Consider the following 16,375-nt stretch of genomic DNA (forward strand, 5'->3'; position numbering starts at 1 on the left):
TTACGAATAGACAAGAATTCTATATTAGCAAATTCATCGCTTATGCCCAGCACAACAATCTTAAATAAATGTCAAAAATAAACCCTGTAGCGCTTTTCACGATACAGGGTTTATCGATGCATCAAAATAGCAAACTAAATTAGAACTTAGCTCTCAAACTAATTGAGTAACGAGCATCTTGCGCATAGGAATATGCAACATGATCGCCTGCTTTATTTTGATCCATAATACCGATGGTTTTTGCTTTCAACAGGTTACTGGCTTCCAGGGTAACTGTGTAGTTATCCATGAAGGTGTAGCCAATAGATGCATCCAATTGACCGTAATCATCGTTGTAAATCGGGATAGCGGCTTTACCAGATCCGTCAGGGAAATCAGGATTGAATCCGTTGCTGCCCCAGGCGATCAAGTATTTGCTACGCCATGAATAAGCCAAGCGCGCAGAGATGCCATCCTTTTCATACATTCCCACAACGTTGAATGCATTTTTAGACAACTGATCGATTGGCATTTGGCCATATCGAGTTTTATCGGTGTCTATAGGACCCGCACCAGTTCCAGTACCAGGTTCAGGCAGTGGAATATTAGCTTTGCTATCGATATAGGTGTAGTTTACATCTACGCCAAGGCCATCAAATGGAGCAGGCAAAGTGTCGAAAAATTTGCTTACGCCAAATTCAGCACCGTTGATATCACCTGAACCTACATTAGCTAACCAAGTGCCCTCTCCTACATATCCATTGACATTAAAGTTTGAGCTACCTCTTCTAAAGAAGTTATCCACTTTTTTGTTAAACAGTGCTAAGTGCGCCATGCCGCCTTTATCATCAAAATACCACTCAGCCGAAAGATCGAATTGATTTGCAGTCATTGGCTCCAAATATGGATTAGTATCATGAGTTAAAGTATAGACGTAATCACTAACGTTATTTGAAGAAGTCAAACCTTCTCTTAGATTAGCACCTAATGTAATTCGAGCTTGCATGTCTGAGAAACTTGGAGCCCAAATCGCTTTAGACGCGGCAAAACGAATGAACACATCATCTGTTGCTTTCATTCTCAAGTTAAAACTTGGTAACACGTGTGTATAATCATTCTTAGCATCAAAAGGAGCTGCGCTATCTGGAAGAACAACAGTCCCATTTGCTGTTTTAGTTAACTTCGTTATTAAATATCCATGAGCAACGTTATCAGTTTGGACAACACGCACACCGAAGTTACCGTCAACAGGCATAGACAAATCGTCGAAGCCGTAGTTAACCATCACGTAACCTGATGCTGTTTTTTCTTCCTGGGTATTTCTATAAGCCTCGTTTTTCAACGCGTTCTTATCATTACCGCAATACCAATCGTTACAGCCTGCGTTTACACCTTCAGTAGTTGCCCAGAAGTTTTTCACCGCATTTTCGGAATAAATGTAACCCGCTGCAGGAACTTGCACATCACCGCGTTGGAAATTATTGAACGAATACAGAGCCAGGTATTTATTGGCTTGATCCGCAGTAACTTTGGTAATTTGGTTTCTGTTACCACCGCCCGCAGTCCATGAATCATAACGGGTTTTCCAATCGTAACCAGTGTTGATATTGTCAGCGGTTTTCTCTGAATAACGCGCACCGGCTTTAACAGATTTAATGATGGAATCATCAAAACTATATTCAGCATCAAAGCGACCGGTTTTTGCATCTGCCTCGTTACGCTCGAAGTGAGTCATAGCCTGACCAAGCGTGTAGTTCGCGTAATTGGTCATGTACTTCGGATCAATATAAATAGATGCGTCTTCCGTACCTACACCTTCCAAGCGAGCAGTTGGCGGGAACAAAATAACGCCGAGCGTGTAGTCATCTTTGGTGGCTTCTGCTTTTACGTATTGCAAATCAGCAGAGAATTTCCAGTGATCATCTGGAGACCATTTAATGCCGGTAGAATAATCAGTGGTGGTGGAAGTTCCTGGTGTCCAACGTGTACTGGTACCAAAGTTCAAACCCCAATCCGCAGGATTAGCAACGGTAACATCACCCGAAATCATTTCGCCGTTTGCGCCGTATTGCCAATTTTTGGGGCTGGCAGGAACTATAGCGTTATCGCCGTTTGCGCTATTTAAAAAGAACGCGTTTTCATCGTATTCTGATTTAAGTTTGCTTTGGAAACCCGTCAAATAAATTTCGGTTTGATCGTTAGGTGCCCATTGGAACGCAGCATACTTACCATCGCGTTGACTGAAATAATCGTTGCGACGCCAATCCACACCTTTGGAAACCCACTCAGCTTTTCCGTCAATAGTTCTTGGCAAGAATGGACGTGAGTAAACCTGATCTGAGCGGCTAGCTAATTTAGATGTTGATAAATCGATTAAGAAACCGAATTCGCCTGCATCAGTAGACCAGCGATTGCTGTACAAGCCAGAGTATTCGCCGTTGGTTTCTTTAATTTGATCACCGTAGTTACCTTTGATGGTGAAACTTGCCAACTGGCCTGCCGAATCAAACGGCATACGAGTGCGCAAATTCACAGTACCGCCCAAGCCGCCTTCAATCATATCGGCAGATGGACTTTTGTAAGTATCTACGGCGTACATCAATTCCGCAGGAACATCTTCAAAGCTCAAGCCACGGCCACTTGCTGCAGAGAAAACATCGCGGCCATTTAATTCGGCGCGAACTTGCGTTAAACCACGAATCGCCACACCACTACCTTCAGCGGCAGGGTGTTCTGCATCGTTGTTGGTGTAGCGACCAACGGAAACGCCCGGTACACGTTGCAAGGCTTCGGTCACGCTGCGATCCGGTAATTTACCAATATCTTCTGCAACAATTGAGTCCACTATAACGTTAGACTTTTTCTTAACTTCTTGTGCACTTTGCACACTGGCACGCTGGCCAGTGATTACAATCTCTTCGGTTCCTTCAGCGGCTTCTGCGGCAAATGCCTGCATGGAGCCCATAGCACCGAACACCAGCGACATGCTTGACGCAAGCTTGATGTATACCGGCAACCTCTTTTTCAAAAATGTTTGTTGGTTTTTATTTATCATTGTCTTTCTCCAGTTAAAATAATTTGAAACTACCCCTAGATATTCACGTCACTTATTGTTGTGACTGCCTTGCAACTCCCACACTCCTTCTTAACCATCGCGCGATATTTAAAAAGCCACTACTCGCTTTTGGTTAAGATGTAAGTTTTTCCTGCTTCTGCTGCAAAAGTTCCTGAATCACCTTTCACGTCTATAGCAATTTTTTTGCCGCTGTTTTTTTCAATCAGCGCAAATGATTTTTCCAACAAGGAATTTTTCAGCGTGACCTGACCACTTAATCCTGAAGTTAATTGCGCCTCCTGCAGCAAACCCTTTTCCCAGCGCATGTCGATCACCCAATTACCACGAGCACGCAAACCTTTTACAGCACCAGTGGCCCATACTTTTGGTAGCGCAGGAAGTAATTGAATTTGATTGTTTTGACTTTGTAACAACATCTCGGCAACACCAGCAGTTGCGCCGAAATTGCCATCAATTTGGAATGGTGGATGGTTGTCCCACAAATTTGGCAAAGTGCTAATGGTGAGCTGCTCAGATAATACTTTGTGCGCGCGATCTCCATCGAGCAAACGCGCCCATAAATTAACTTTCCAGGCTTGCGACCAGCCGGTTCCGCCGTCACCGCGCGCATTTAATGTTGTGCGCGCCGCTTGTAATAATTCGGGCGTTTTTGAAGCATCAATTTGATGCCCGGGATGCAAAGCAAACAAATGTGAAACATGGCGATGCTGATTTTTTGGATCATCAATATCCTGCTTCCATTCCTGCAACTGCCCCCACTTGCCAACACGTAAACCAGAATCCAGATTTGCAAGAACGTCTGCCGTTTGTTGTGCGAATTTTTTATCCCCCAAAATCGCTGCGGCTTCGGATGTGTTGCGCAACACATCAAACACAATTTGTTGCGACATAGCAGCAGCAACTACGAAAGGCCCATGCTCTGGTGAAAAACTGGGCGACACTACCCATTTACCGTCGCGTGGATCTTTTACTAAAGTATCCAACCAAAATTGTGCTGCACCTTTCATTAAGGGATAGGCACGCTCGCGCAGAAATTTTTTATCGCCAGTGAATAAATAGTGCTCGTAATAATGTTGCGCCATCCAGGCTCCCGCTTCGGGTTGCCAAAAAGCAGTTGGCCATTCAATAACGCCAGCGAAACCCCAAACGTTGGTGTTGAGGAAAAGTGTCCAGCCATTTGCGCCCAGGATTTGTTTGGCAGCAATTTGGCCAGGAGCAACCAGTGAATCAACAAAATCAAAAAGTGGTGGTAATGTTTCTTGCAAGTTAGTGGTTTCAGCCAACCAGTAATTCATCTGCAAATTAATATTTACGTGATAATCATCGTTCCATGGCGGAGTGTTGGTCCGATTCCAAACACCTTGCAGGTTGGCAGGCAGAGAACCCTGGCGTGAAGACGAAATAATAAGATAGCGACCAAACTGAAAATAAGTTGCTTCCAACGTGCGATCTAAATTCGCGTTACCTTTGCGATAACCTGCTAACAACTCTGGTGTCGTTAATTGATTTTCAGTTTGACCAACATCCAGGGAGACGCGATTAAATAGCTTTTGATAATCGGTTTGATGATTTTTCAGAAGTTGCTCAAAAGATTTTTTTCCAGCTTTATCTAACTTGCTGGCAACCGCAGCGTGCGGATCTTTGCCGCGATAAACAGGATATTGCTGTGCGTAATTGGTACCGGCACTTAAAATGATTAGCGCTGAATCTGCAGCAGTAACTTCAACTACCTTGTCTTTATTAAGGACGTGGTTGTCTGCAATGACTTGTACAGCTGCTTCATACAGCAAACCATTATCATTCAATGCACCTTGCGCACTGATACGGCCATCTTTAACTTGAGTTTTCAGGCTACGGTTATCAGGGATCGTTAACGCAGCTGTAAAATTAATTTTTTTAGGTTGATCCGCACTGAGACGAACCGCAATCACACCATCGGGAAAGCTCGCAAAATATTCACGCAGATAATGAACGCCGTCCTGTGTATAGGTCACGCGAATCAAGCCATTATCTAAATCTAATTCACGACGATAATCTTTAACTGCTGAGGCTTGCGGAAAACCTAGCGTGAGTTCTCCAAAATTTTGATAGTCGCCATAACCTGTTGTTTTATGACCAAGTTCCTTCGCGACTGCCTCTGGGTCCATTTCACCCTTTTCAGCCAAGGCTTTACGCACCGCAGCTAATTTTGAAATTTGCGATTCCGCAGCAATACCAAAGTCGTAACCCTGCTTTGAGCCGGGGCCGCCAGTCCACAGTGTCTTTTCGTTAAATTGCAGATGCTCGACATCGACGCCACCCATTACCACCGCACCTAATGCGCCATTACCAATCGGTAGGCCTTCGCGCTCCCAGTCGGTAGCAGGTTTATCAAAGGTAATTTTCAAAGCAGGCGCAGAGATTTCGGCAGCAAAGGCTAGCGATTGGGCACTCAAAAGCACGAGCAGTAGACTCGGCCGGTGCAAGTAGAAACGATGAAATGCCGCTAATAATCTATCCCACATAGATGTACCTGTAATTTTTATGAAGTGTGGAATTAAAGAATTTGTCGTATATATGGTATTTATGACTATTTGCAGTATATTAAGATAACTTTTTTATAGATGCAATATTTATTACTTATAATAACTTCAAATAAACTTATTTTTGCAGATGAAATTTTAAGCAGAATTTAAGGTGTAAAACGAAGGGAGTAAGGTCACCTACTTACAGGTGACCTTCTTTCAATGGCGGAAGCAAAGCGCCTGTTACGCCATGGACTTGAGGAACTCATGATGAAGCGGTGCGTATCCCACTCCACCCGCAATAGCGGATTTCATTTTTTCCAGCATCCTGGCCAGGGAATCCCGCTCTGTACCGGACAGCGAAATGCTTGTTTGGTTGGGAATGATTTTGAAACCGTTGTACATACTCAGCCAGCTGGCATCCTGGAAGGTTTCCTGGTCATAAGTGATCAGGGTGCCGTCAGCCCGGAAACGTTTGATTTTTTCCGCTAGCATCTCGGGTATATCCATGGATTGAACATCCAACCAGAATTGCGTATCGCCTCTTTTATTAGCTTTGTAATGCAAAATCAGGAAATCCCGTAAGCGTGCATACTCCAGCAAATTGAGGCGGTTGGCCTCATCACGCAGCTCAGGGCTAAAATCCGCGTCGGGGAAGTGATTTAGCAATTTATCAATTCCCGTCTGAATCAAAGAAATACTCGTTGACTCGAGCGGCTCTAAAAATCCGCTCGCCAGCCCCAATGCGACACAGTTTTTGTTCCAGAATTGTTTTCGTACACCTGTAGTGAACTTGATAACACGGGGTTCGGTCAGGGCCCGGCCGCTTGCATGTTTTCGCAGAGTGTCGATGGCTTCTTGATCAGAAATATACTTATCGCAGTAAACGTAGCCATTGCCAGCGCGATGCTGCAAAGGAATTTTCCATTGCCAGCCAGCTTCCCGTGCGGTTGAGCATGTATAAGGAACCGGTGCCTCAGCATTCTCCGTTTGCATGGCGACAGCGCTGTTACAGGGAAGCCAATGGCTCCAATCCTCATAGCCCGTACGCAGCGCTCCCTCTATCAATAACGCCTTGAATCCAGAGCAATCGATAAAGAGCTCACCCGCTACAACCTGGCCACTTGCCAGCACTACGTCTTTGACGAAGCCCGAATGTTCGTCCAGCGTCACCGATGAAATCATGCCTTCAATGCGTTGCACGCCGCGAGCTTCGGCATACTCACGCAAAAATTTTGCGTATAAAAATGCATCAAAATGATAGGCGTAGTTGTATCTTGTGAGTGGTGATGCCGGCTCGGCATCAGGCAGGGAAAACCTGTTCTCAAGAGCCATTTGGGTAGAGAGGCAAAAGCTTTCCAAGGCACCTTCATAGCCGTTTTTGTGCAGCTGAAGCCAATGTTGATAAAAAGATTGCCCATTGATAGGCATACCGTAATCAGCAAACGGATGAAAAAAAGATGACCCCTTGGTATACCAATCTTTAAACTCTATGCCGAGCTTAAACGTCGCCTGGGTCGCGTTGATAAAGTCTCGCTCGCCAATTCCCAACTGGCGGTTGAAATACTTGATGCCGGGAACAGTCGCCTCGCCAACACCCACTGTACCAATCACATCAGATTCAACTAATTGAACGCTGACTGGCTTGTCTTTGAGATATTGGGACAAGGCTGAGGCAGCCATCCAGCCCGCCGTTCCGCCGCCCACAATGACAATCTTCTCAATTGGCTTCGCCATAAGAACCCTTGTTTATATTTAAAATTTATTTTACACACAAACACTACCTATGGGTCAAATTTAATCTTATCTATATGCTAATTTTGAGTCGTATGATGCTCTTTAAACGCATACAAAGTCGAAACAGCTGCATGTAAAGTTACCTAAACTAAACACATCCGGTTCTGGCATAAGTGTTGCTCTGCTCATTTACATCACCCTTAAGTCCTCAAGCCCAGCGGAATTTGGCGGTTACGACCTCATTTAGGACATAAAATGAAGAGCACTAGCACCACTATGAGACACCCGAACAAATCAATTGCACCAGCAACTACCGATAAGTCCCTGACAAAAGGCTTCACGGAGCTCTTTCACCAGCGATTGGATGCATTAAATTTGATCAAACAGCTCAACCATATGGTTAAAGCGGTACAACGCCACCGTGGTATGAGCATGGGCTTGCTGGGTGGAAACGCCCTCTTCCGTGAAGAATTTACCAAGCTGCAACGCCAGATTGCGGAGCGTCTTGAGCTATTCAGCGCCTTTACTGCCCGTAGCCACCAGCTTTTGCCGCAGCGGGATCAGGAAAACCTGCACAGCGCCTGGCTTACCATTAGCCACGATTGGCAGGAAGATTCGGTGATTGATAATTATGAACTGCACTGTCATTTGATCGAACAATTACTCGCTCTGCTTGCGTCTTTGGCCAAGCAAATGGAGCAACCTATTGCAGCGATTCTGGCGAGCAATAATGAGCCCACGCAAATTTATGCAACCTCCGCTGTTTATCCCAACCGATTTAAACAACTGGAGGTCTTGCACTTTTCTACTCGTTTAATGCCTTCTGTTGCCGAGCAAATTGGTCGCATTCGTGCGCTTGCAACTTACACCGCAGCACTGGGTTATTGCGATTCAGATTACGCCAGCAAATTGCGTTACGTTATCCAATGCACTCGCGTGAACAACGAAAAGCTTCGCCATCAATCCAAACGAATGGAAAGTATTTTAGAAAAAGATAGCCCACTATTGAGCCAATTAAAAAGCTATGAAATCAAGCTGACATTCTTATTGAATATGATTGAGCAGGATGTATTAAGGGAAGGAAAAATCGCGGCTGACAGTAATCGTTTATTTGAACTTGCGACCGATATTATTGATATGTATTTAAACAGTGTCGATGAAGGGACTGCGCTGATAGAACGCTGGCATAACGATGAAATTGAAAATTGGTTAATGGCGATAAATTAATTTGCAATCCAGTAGACGTGAACCCATGTGGAAGCAAGCTTAACGCTGTAAGCAGCTCAGCATTAAAATTGTCCCCAAGACTGAATTAGCTTATGAATTTCTTCCGCTGCGTGGGGTGTAGAATCAATAATACTAAAACCCGTCCAGTGCTTACCGTTTTGATCAGCGGCGCGGGTCCACAAACAATCCACGCCTATACGTAATACTTGCTTACCGTTTTCGTGCGGTATATGCATATCCAATTCATACAAGCGGTCCTCTTCCAAAGGGACATCGCCCACCAACATCAAACCTTGAGTGTGAATATTCACCAAGCGACCAATATAAATATCGCGCAAGCTGTCATAAACATCTACGTCACCACTAATAGGGTGACGATGCATGGCGCGATCATAATTCTGCGACGATAAATCACTCATAAGTTACTCACCTATACGGGTTACTTCAGCCGTTAAATTGCCGGCACGCTCATTGAGTGTTTGGTAAATATTTTCCAGCGCACGCTCGAAGAATGGTTTAGTGCTACCTGCAATCACACGCGCTTTACCTGAAATCATTTCACGCGCTAATTGTAAGCCCGCAATTAGCGACACTTTTCTACCTTGCTGATCCACTAACATATAGTGATTGGTTTTTTGATTGAACCAAGCCACTTTTAAACGTTTGCCGCCGTCGAATTCGAACCAGGTACCGAACTCAATCATTTTCAAACTATCGACAATTTTAGTTTCATCAGCAGTTTGAGGTTGCAATAGCTCGGTTGTTTGGCCGGCTTTTTCTGCCGCCATGCTTTCCAATTTGGTACGCATGGGTGCCGGTGCAGATTCGGCTTTTTTACTTTGCAATGCCAAGCGCTGCAATGCGACAACCGCATCAATTAATTTACGGCCTTTGGCTTGTTCGTAACCAATGGTTTCAAATCCATGTTCAAGCGCCGCAATCAGCGAATCTTGTTTTTCCATTTGCTTAACCTTGTCTGCCTGCAAGGTTTTAGGCTCAAGGCTCCACAATAAATCATCTACCACACTCACAGCACGCTGCCATGAATCGGAGTTTTCACCGTAACGCAACAACACGAACGACAGGTAATCAGACCAGGGCTGCAATAGCAGCAACAAAATTGCAGAAGGCATATCGCGGCCATCTGTACGGCTACGAACGGCGTTGTTAACTTGCACTTTTGCTTCGCGTAACTTTTCTTCGCCTTGCGCTTTTTCCAAAGCGCGACGCTCCATTAACTCCTGACGACGCGCAACGTTGTGGGTATATGCATTAAATTCAATCAACAATTCTGCAAACAAACGCACATCGTTTTTAAAATCTTCCAACAAGCGGAATACAGTGACTTTAATTTTGTTAAAAATTTCAAACTGGTCGCTGCCATCGTTACTTACCCAGCGCACACCGGCTTCTGCCAAACTATTTAATAACACACGCGCTGGATGCTCTGGTTGTTCAAAAAAATCTTTATCTATAAAAGCAATTTTAAGAAAGGGAGTGTGTAAATAACTTAGCAATGCTTTCACTGAATCAGGCAAATGTTCGTCAGACAGCATGTACTCAAACAACATACCCACCAAATCGATGGTTTGCATATCGCTTGCTTCAACAGCACCATTTTCATTTTCCCTGGCGATCTGCTGCATCATCAACTGACTGACTTCTTGCACACGCTGCGGTGCCAAGGTCGGAACGCCCGCGCTTACATTGTCAAAAACCTGTTGGGTTGTGACTAGCGTAGTGGTTTGCAAACCATCCAACACACCAACTAATTGATCAGTGCTGTACACACGCAAATTTTGCGCTGATATATGTTGCGGGTGCTGGTTATAAGAGGAATCTGCTACCGCAGAATATTCACCTGCAGGACGCGGTGCGAAACCTGTGGCGGCAACCGGTGCTTGTTGCACAGTTTGTTGGCCGCCATGCCCTTGATGAGTGATGTGCGCTTGCAATAATTTAATCGCATTTAATAAACTGCTTTGGTATTGCACATCTGAAGGATTAAGTGTGCCGCTAAGCAAACGATCACTTGCGCGGCGGTGCATAGGGTCTACAGAAGACTGACCCGGTAATTCGCCCAGCGGATTTATATCTAAGGGATCATCTGCAACTTGATCTTCAGAGGCAGAGCGCGTACTGGAAGCGCCATCAGAACTGGGCACAAAGCGTAAATTCGGCAATAGATTCTGGTGAATCAAATATTGGTTGATCTCGTCATAAAGACCTTCCAACTGCCCAATAACTTCTTGATCAAATATTTTGTAGCCAATAATTTTTGTTTTGGCATCCATATCCAAACTAGCTAAAACTTTACGCAAAGCCTCACAGAACTGCACAGGGCTAGCGGGATTGCTTCTTTCGTCTAATTTTTCACCATCATTCAATAACGCGAGGCGCTGTTGGAGCGACCAGAGTTGCTCAGCGTAAAAACCCTCAGCCCGGTGTGTAATTGAAGTGATTGCGATTGTTTCTTCAAGATCAGAGTGTTCAACCAAAGACAGCATATCGCCGGTAAAGCGTTCTTCACCGGTCAAGGTATTCAAAGTTTTATTTTTAAATTTTACAAAACCATTGCCTAAGTGTTGGCAAAATTCCTGCTCAGCAGGCTGCTGCACCGCAGCGATTAAATTTTGTACTTCAAATAAGGCAAGCTGTTCTTTGTTGGATTTGGCTTGCTCAGCGTGCTCTAAAATTTCTTTGCACCAATGCCGCCAAAAATTAGGGAATACGCGATAGGCAAAACCACGGGTAAGGTCGCGGCAGTGCTTGAGATGTTGAATCACAATTTGCTCTGACATAGGAGCAAGCGAAGGACTCGAACGCTTATTGGCATCGGCGCCAAACGACCCTAAATTCTGCATAAATTTTCCTGCATTTTTATCCATAACTCTCATATGTCCTAATCTTCCCACTAGAGTGTTGAAGTCCTTTTTTGGAGCCACAGCTTGTAAAGCGATCATCCGACCCGGGCTATTTCTATTGATTAAAGTTGCGCTTTCTAATTCTAGCAGTTTCTCACATCTTGGCTACAAAATGAGGATTGCGTCACCTAATTCAACAAAAATTAATATTTTCATCAAGCTTGATGGCGCAAATTTAGAAGTATCTTGAAGAACAAGACGCCATTTGCGCACCACAAAAGAACATAAAAACACCTGCTTGCACCACCTAAGCGCACCATAATCACCCATTTTCCGGCTTTTTAGGCTGTGGCTATAGGCTTTAACAGCTTGAATGCAAGTTGGTATCCATATTGCTAAATTCATACCGTTCACGAGATATACCTGATCCGCACTCTGAGTGGTTTGGAATATTCGACGTTTTACAATAGAAAGCTAGGGTTCCGGCTTCTTCCTAACTTAGGGAAGACAGTGACTGGTCCGAGAGCTTTCGACCCCAGCGGCGCAAGCCAATGAGGTTACACGGCGGGATAAAAGCCCGGGAGATAGTTGGCCGAGAAGCCTGTTAGCAAACCTGTGAGGATGTTGTCGTCGTCCGCCGTTTGTACAGATTTTAATCGCCAGAGTGCTCTCAGCTTTATAAAAAGGCTCAGTCTTGAGTCCCGATAACAGCCCTGTAATCTAAACCGCTGGAGGTTTACATGCTTTCTACTGCTCTCACCAAACGCCTGTTCGGCAAAACCCTCTTGGCTTCCGCCCTCCTTTTTACCTCTGCAGTTGCTTCAGCCAAACCCTTTAACGTTTGCTGGTCCATCTATGTTGGCTGGATGCCCTGGGGTTACGCCGCTGAGCAAAAGATTGTCGACAAGTGGGCCAAAAAATACGGGATAGAAATCAAAGTTACACAAATCAACGATTACGTTGAATCCATCAATCAATATACCGCTGGTCAATTTGATGCCTGCGCCATGACGAATATGGACGCACTGACTATTCCAGCCGCTGGCGGTGTGGATAGCACGGCTTTAATTGTTGGCGACTTCTCAAACGGAAACGATGCGGTCATCCTCAAAGGTGATAACAAAACCCTGAAAGATATCAAAGGCCAAAACGTAAATCTGGTTGAGTTGAGCGTGTCTCACTATTTGTTAGCACGAGCGCTGGAAAGCGTGAAGCTAAAAGAAGCCGATGTGAAAGTTGTTAACACATCTGATGCCGATATGGTTGCGGTATACGGTACCAAAAGCGTAACAGCGGTAACCACCTGGAATCCTTTAGTGGGTGAAATCCTGTCACAACCACACAGCAGTAAAGTGTTCGACTCCTCGCAAATTCCCGGTGAAATTATGGATTTGTTTGTGGTGAATACTGCCACTCTTAAAAAGAATCCTGCTTTAGGTAAAGCTCTTGTGGGCGCTTGGTACGAAATTATGAGCACTATGAGCGCTCAAGATGCCAAAGGAATTGCAGCGCGTACTGCAATGGCTAAAGCATCCAGCACTGACCTTGCCGGTTTTGATTCACAACTCAAAACCACCAAAATGTTTTATACCCCTGCATCAGCAGTCGAGTTTACAAAAAGCGATGCACTCCTAAGCACCATGAAAAAAGTTGCAGAATTTTCTTTCTCGCACGGCTTGCTGGGTGAGAAAGCAAAAGATGCAGCAACCATTGGTGTCGAAGGCCCTAAAGGTATTTACGGCGATAGCAAAAACGTGAAGCTGCGTTTTGATACGACCTACATGCAATTAGCAGCCGACAACAAACTTTAATTTACTCCGCGTATTTGAAACCTCCAAGGTGAGTGGAGCTCCACTCACCTACAAAACAAAATAAAAAATGTTCGGGATTTGCTTATGAAACGGCTTATTAACTTAACGCCCTCTAAATCAACACGATGGCTGCTGGGTATACTACCTTTCGCACTCATCATTCTTATTTATATTGTGGCCTCTGATGCACGTTTGGCAGAAAACGCCACAGATAAGTTACTTCCCAGCTTTGGCCAAATGGGCGAAACCTTAAATAGCTATGTGTTAGAACCCAGTAAACGCACTGGTGAATATTTATTTTGGACAGATACCTACAGCAGCCTAAAACGTTTATTGCTCGGCATTGTGATTGCAGCCGTTTTTGGTTTTACTTTTGGATTATTAACTGGCGCAATTCCGACATTCCATGCACCCGTGTCACCTTTGCTAACCGTTATCTCACTTGTACCGCCCATGGCGCTGCTACCGATTTTATTTATTGTGTTTGGGTTAGATGAATTATCCAAAGTCGCACTTATAGTTATTGGTGTTGCTCCATGCATTGCACGCGATATACAGCGCAGCACACTTGAAATCCCGCAAGAACAAATTATTAAAGCGCAAACATTAGGCGCATCATCGCTACAGGTTTTATTGCGCGTTTATATTCCACAGCTCATGCCGCGTTTAATTAGCTCAATTCGTTTAACGCTCGGTTCCGGCTGGTTATTTTTAATTGCAGCAGAAGCTATAGCATCAACTGATGGTCTTGGTTACCGCATATTCTTAGTGCGTCGTTATTTATCAATGGACGTAATTTTACCTTACGTCGCGTGGATTACTTTGCTCGCTTTTATTATCGATTGGCTCTTGCTTAAAACCAGCCAAAAATGTTTTAGATGGCATCACCAAGGAGCGCATTAATGTCTGTTACGCCCCAAGCAACGCCTTTAATCACCGCAAAAAATCTGTGGAAAAAGTACGGTAATAATACAGTGCTGGAACGCATCAACATCAGCGTATACGCAGGTGAATTTATTACTATGGTAGGAACCTCAGGTTGCGGAAAAAGCACCTTCCTAAAAATGTTATTAGGTATGGAAGAAGCTACATCTGGCGAATTACTATTAGATGGAAAACCAATTCCAAACGAACCCGATCAATCGCGCGGCATAGTATTCCAACAATACTCTGTATTTCCGCATTTAACAGTTTTAGAAAACGTTATCCTTGCACGTGAATTTGAACATTCGCCGTTAATAGGAAAATTATTTGGTGGTAAAAAACAAAAAGTTATTGATGAAGCAAAAGCATTATTAGAGTCTGTTGGCTTAACACCTTCATTAGCAAAATATCCGCATGAATTATCTGGCGGCATGAAGCAACGCCTAGCCATTGCACAGGCTTTAATTCGCCAACCCAGAATTTTATTGCTCGACGAACCTTTTGGCGCTCTCGACCCGGGCATTCGCGCCGACATGCACCAATTAATTTTAAAACTCTGGCGCGAACACAATCTCACTGTATTTATGGTGACCCACGATTTAAGTGAAGGTTTTTATTTAGGCACACGCTTGTGGGTATTCGACAAGTTACGCCGCGACCCACATTCACCGGAGGCCTACGGCGCAAATATTACTTACGACTTACCGGTAACCCGCAAAAAAACAGAAGTACCGCAAGAAATAAAAGCAGCAGAGATCGCACTATGAGTAAGATTTTTTATACCACAACAATTCTTGGTAACGGTCATTGGTCGCTCGAGGTGCGTCGTGGCACCCTTATGAAAATTACCGATTTAGAAGGCGGCGCAAATGTGGGCATGCTGTTTTACAACCCACGTAACTTATTAGAAAGATACAACGCGCCCGATACGCTTAAATGCCAACACACGTTTAAATTACAGCGCGGCAACTGCTTGTACTCTGACATGGGTAGGATTTTTGCTTCGATTATTGAAGATTATTCAGCCAACGGCGAAGGCAATTGGCACGATACGGTGTGCGGAAATAGCAACGCGCAACAAATAGAAAAGCAATTTGGCAAACGCGATTATCAAAAAGATCGTAACAGCTGGTTGCAAAATGGTAGCGATGCATTTTTAGTAGAACTTGCAAAATATGGTTTGGGCCGTGCGGATATGGCAGCCAACATTAACTGGTTCAGTAAAGTCATTGCAGATGATAGTGGCAACATAAAACTCGACACCAAAAATCAAGCTGCGGGGAATTCTGTAACCCTGCGCTTTGATATGGACACACTCCTGTTATTACATGCATGCCCTCATCCACTTAATCAAGAGAAAGCTTACCCATTCAAACCTGTACAAATTGAATTAGGTGAAGCAGACCCTGTGGGTGAAGATGATTACTGCAAAAATTTCCGCCCCGAAAACCAACGCGGATTCCAAAATAACGCACTTTATTATCTTGCGGCCAATTAAGGGTAAACCACATGTCTCTCATTGGAAATAAATTAATAGAAAGCAAATTAAATCCGGACAATGCCAACGCTCGTCATTACGTTGCAGCGGGTGATTATTTTTTAGGTGAAATCAAACAAGGCCAAACCTTTCGTATTGTTGACCTCGAAGGAAACCAGGCTGCGGATGTTTTGTTTTACAACGCAAAAGACCCAAGCGAGCGTTACAGCGCTATGGACACAATTCGCACTCAAGGAAATTTATATTTAACTGCTGGCACCAAGTTAATATCCAACACCAATCGCGAGCTTTTGGAAATCGTTGCCGATACTTGCGGTCGCCACGATACCCTCGGCGGTGCATGCGCAACCGAGAGCAATACCGTTCGCTACAGTTTGGAAAAACGCTGCATGCACGCCTGCCGCGATAGCTGGATGCTCGCCGTAGCAGAACACCCTGAATTCGGTATTAGCAAACGCGATATCACCCACAACATTAATTTTTTTATGAACGTACCCGTAACTAGCTCAGGCGGTTTGACCTTCGAAGATGGAATTTCCGCGCCCGGCAAATATGTAGAACTGACCGCGAAAATGGATATTGTGATGCTAATTTCAAACTGCCCACAATTGAATAATCCATGTAACGGATACAATCCAACGCCAATTGAAGTATTAGTTTGGAATTAAATTAATGAACTGCGATGGCACCGACTTCCCATGTGAATTTCCCGAGCATCGCAAGGCGGTAGAGCAAAATAGGCAGGACGCCTATTT

General features: G+C 44.5%; 12 protein-coding genes and 1 riboswitch. Of the genes, 6 read left to right on the top strand and 6 right to left on the bottom strand.

Annotation, left to right across the window (positions count from 1 at the left end; translation table 11 throughout):
* Positions 1-139: 139 nt before the first annotated feature.
* From IE104_RS09315 to IE104_RS09325, 3 genes are all read right to left on the bottom strand, one after another.
* Positions 140-3,034 carry a TonB-dependent receptor gene (locus IE104_RS09315; protein WP_189417730.1) on the bottom strand — a complete coding sequence of 965 codons (2,895 nt, stop codon included), beginning with the start codon at positions 3,032-3,034 and terminating at the stop codon, positions 140-142.
* A gap of 119 nt (positions 3,035-3,153) precedes the next feature.
* On the bottom strand, positions 3,154-5,559 hold the full coding sequence (locus tag IE104_RS09320; protein WP_189417731.1) for a glycosyl hydrolase family 95 catalytic domain-containing protein: 2,406 nt from the start codon (positions 5,557-5,559) through the stop codon (positions 3,154-3,156).
* A 243-nt stretch (positions 5,560-5,802) separates the two neighbouring features.
* Positions 5,803-7,296 carry a tryptophan halogenase family protein gene (locus IE104_RS09325; protein ID WP_189417733.1) on the bottom strand — a complete coding sequence of 498 codons (1,494 nt, stop codon included), beginning with the start codon at positions 7,294-7,296 and terminating at the stop codon, positions 5,803-5,805.
* A gap of 255 nt (positions 7,297-7,551) precedes the next feature.
* Here IE104_RS09325 and IE104_RS09330 point away from each other — a divergent pair, with 255 nt between their 5' ends.
* The gene (locus tag IE104_RS09330; protein ID WP_189417735.1) at positions 7,552-8,523 is read left to right on the top strand and encodes a hypothetical protein; all 972 of its coding nucleotides are present in this window, start codon (positions 7,552-7,554) and stop codon (positions 8,521-8,523) included.
* A 62-nt stretch (positions 8,524-8,585) separates the two neighbouring features.
* On the opposite strand, the gene IE104_RS09335 is transcribed toward IE104_RS09330, so the two are convergent.
* The 3 genes from IE104_RS09335 to IE104_RS09345 form a co-directional block, all read right to left on the bottom strand.
* The gene (locus tag IE104_RS09335; RefSeq protein ID WP_189417737.1) at positions 8,586-8,942 is read right to left on the bottom strand and encodes a PilZ domain-containing protein; all 357 of its coding nucleotides are present in this window, start codon (positions 8,940-8,942) and stop codon (positions 8,586-8,588) included.
* Between the two features lie 3 nt (positions 8,943-8,945).
* A complete protein-coding gene (locus IE104_RS09340) occupies positions 8,946-11,387 on the bottom strand; it encodes a DUF1631 family protein (RefSeq protein ID WP_229837757.1) in 2,442 nt (813 codons plus the stop codon).
* A 165-nt stretch (positions 11,388-11,552) separates the two neighbouring features.
* Positions 11,553-11,801: a hypothetical protein gene (locus IE104_RS09345; RefSeq protein ID WP_189417740.1), complete on the bottom strand. Its 249-nt coding sequence runs from the start codon at positions 11,799-11,801 to the stop codon at positions 11,553-11,555.
* A gap of 49 nt (positions 11,802-11,850) precedes the next feature.
* Positions 11,851-11,973: riboswitch (guanidine-I (ykkC/yxkD leader) on the top strand.
* Positions 11,974-12,127: 154 nt separating this feature from the next.
* Between IE104_RS09345 and IE104_RS09350 the strand changes: the two genes are divergently transcribed.
* From IE104_RS09350 to IE104_RS09370, 5 genes are all read left to right on the top strand, one after another.
* On the top strand, positions 12,128-13,198 hold the full coding sequence (locus tag IE104_RS09350; RefSeq protein ID WP_189417741.1) for a putative urea ABC transporter substrate-binding protein: 1,071 nt from the start codon (positions 12,128-12,130) through the stop codon (positions 13,196-13,198).
* An 84-nt stretch (positions 13,199-13,282) separates the two neighbouring features.
* A complete protein-coding gene (locus IE104_RS09355; RefSeq protein ID WP_189417743.1) occupies positions 13,283-14,101 on the top strand; it encodes an ABC transporter permease in 819 nt (272 codons plus the stop codon).
* Complete coding sequence (locus IE104_RS09360) at positions 14,101-14,889, top strand: ABC transporter ATP-binding protein (protein ID WP_189417745.1); 789 nt, start codon at positions 14,101-14,103, stop codon at positions 14,887-14,889. Before IE104_RS09355 ends, IE104_RS09360 begins: the two co-directional genes overlap by 1 nt.
* The gene (locus IE104_RS09365) at positions 14,886-15,620 is read left to right on the top strand and encodes an urea amidolyase associated protein UAAP1 (protein WP_189417746.1); all 735 of its coding nucleotides are present in this window, start codon (positions 14,886-14,888) and stop codon (positions 15,618-15,620) included. The genes IE104_RS09360 and IE104_RS09365 overlap by 4 nt, the downstream gene beginning before the upstream one ends.
* 11 nt (positions 15,621-15,631) lie before the next feature.
* Positions 15,632-16,288: an urea amidolyase associated protein UAAP2 gene (locus tag IE104_RS09370; protein WP_189417748.1), complete on the top strand. Its 657-nt coding sequence runs from the start codon at positions 15,632-15,634 to the stop codon at positions 16,286-16,288.
* The last annotated feature ends 87 nt before the right edge of the window (positions 16,289-16,375 follow it).

The organism is Cellvibrio zantedeschiae (assembly GCF_014652535.1).
Classification (GTDB): Bacteria; Pseudomonadota; Gammaproteobacteria; order Pseudomonadales; family Cellvibrionaceae; genus Cellvibrio; species Cellvibrio zantedeschiae.

Excerpts from the sequence above, each read along its gene's own strand:
- IE104_RS09315 (WP_189417730.1), bottom strand. The coding sequence starts at position 3,034 with ATGATAAATAAAAACCAACAAACATTTTTGAAAAAGAGGTTGCCGGTA.
- IE104_RS09370 (WP_189417748.1), top strand. The coding sequence starts at position 15,632 with ATGTCTCTCATTGGAAATAAATTAATAGAAAGCAAATTAAATCCGGAC.
- IE104_RS09325 (WP_189417733.1), bottom strand. The coding sequence starts at position 7,296 with ATGGCGAAGCCAATTGAGAAGATTGTCATTGTGGGCGGCGGAACGGCG.
- IE104_RS09320 (WP_189417731.1), bottom strand. The coding sequence starts at position 5,559 with ATGTGGGATAGATTATTAGCGGCATTTCATCGTTTCTACTTGCACCGG.
- IE104_RS09340 (WP_229837757.1), bottom strand. The coding sequence starts at position 11,387 with ATGCAGAATTTAGGGTCGTTTGGCGCCGATGCCAATAAGCGTTCGAGT.
- IE104_RS09335 (WP_189417737.1), bottom strand. The coding sequence starts at position 8,942 with ATGAGTGATTTATCGTCGCAGAATTATGATCGCGCCATGCATCGTCAC.
- IE104_RS09350 (WP_189417741.1), top strand. The coding sequence starts at position 12,128 with ATGCTTTCTACTGCTCTCACCAAACGCCTGTTCGGCAAAACCCTCTTG.
- IE104_RS09360 (WP_189417745.1), top strand. The coding sequence starts at position 14,101 with ATGTCTGTTACGCCCCAAGCAACGCCTTTAATCACCGCAAAAAATCTG.
- IE104_RS09330 (WP_189417735.1), top strand. The coding sequence starts at position 7,552 with ATGAAGAGCACTAGCACCACTATGAGACACCCGAACAAATCAATTGCA.
- IE104_RS09365 (WP_189417746.1), top strand. The coding sequence starts at position 14,886 with ATGAGTAAGATTTTTTATACCACAACAATTCTTGGTAACGGTCATTGG.
- IE104_RS09355 (WP_189417743.1), top strand. The coding sequence starts at position 13,283 with ATGAAACGGCTTATTAACTTAACGCCCTCTAAATCAACACGATGGCTG.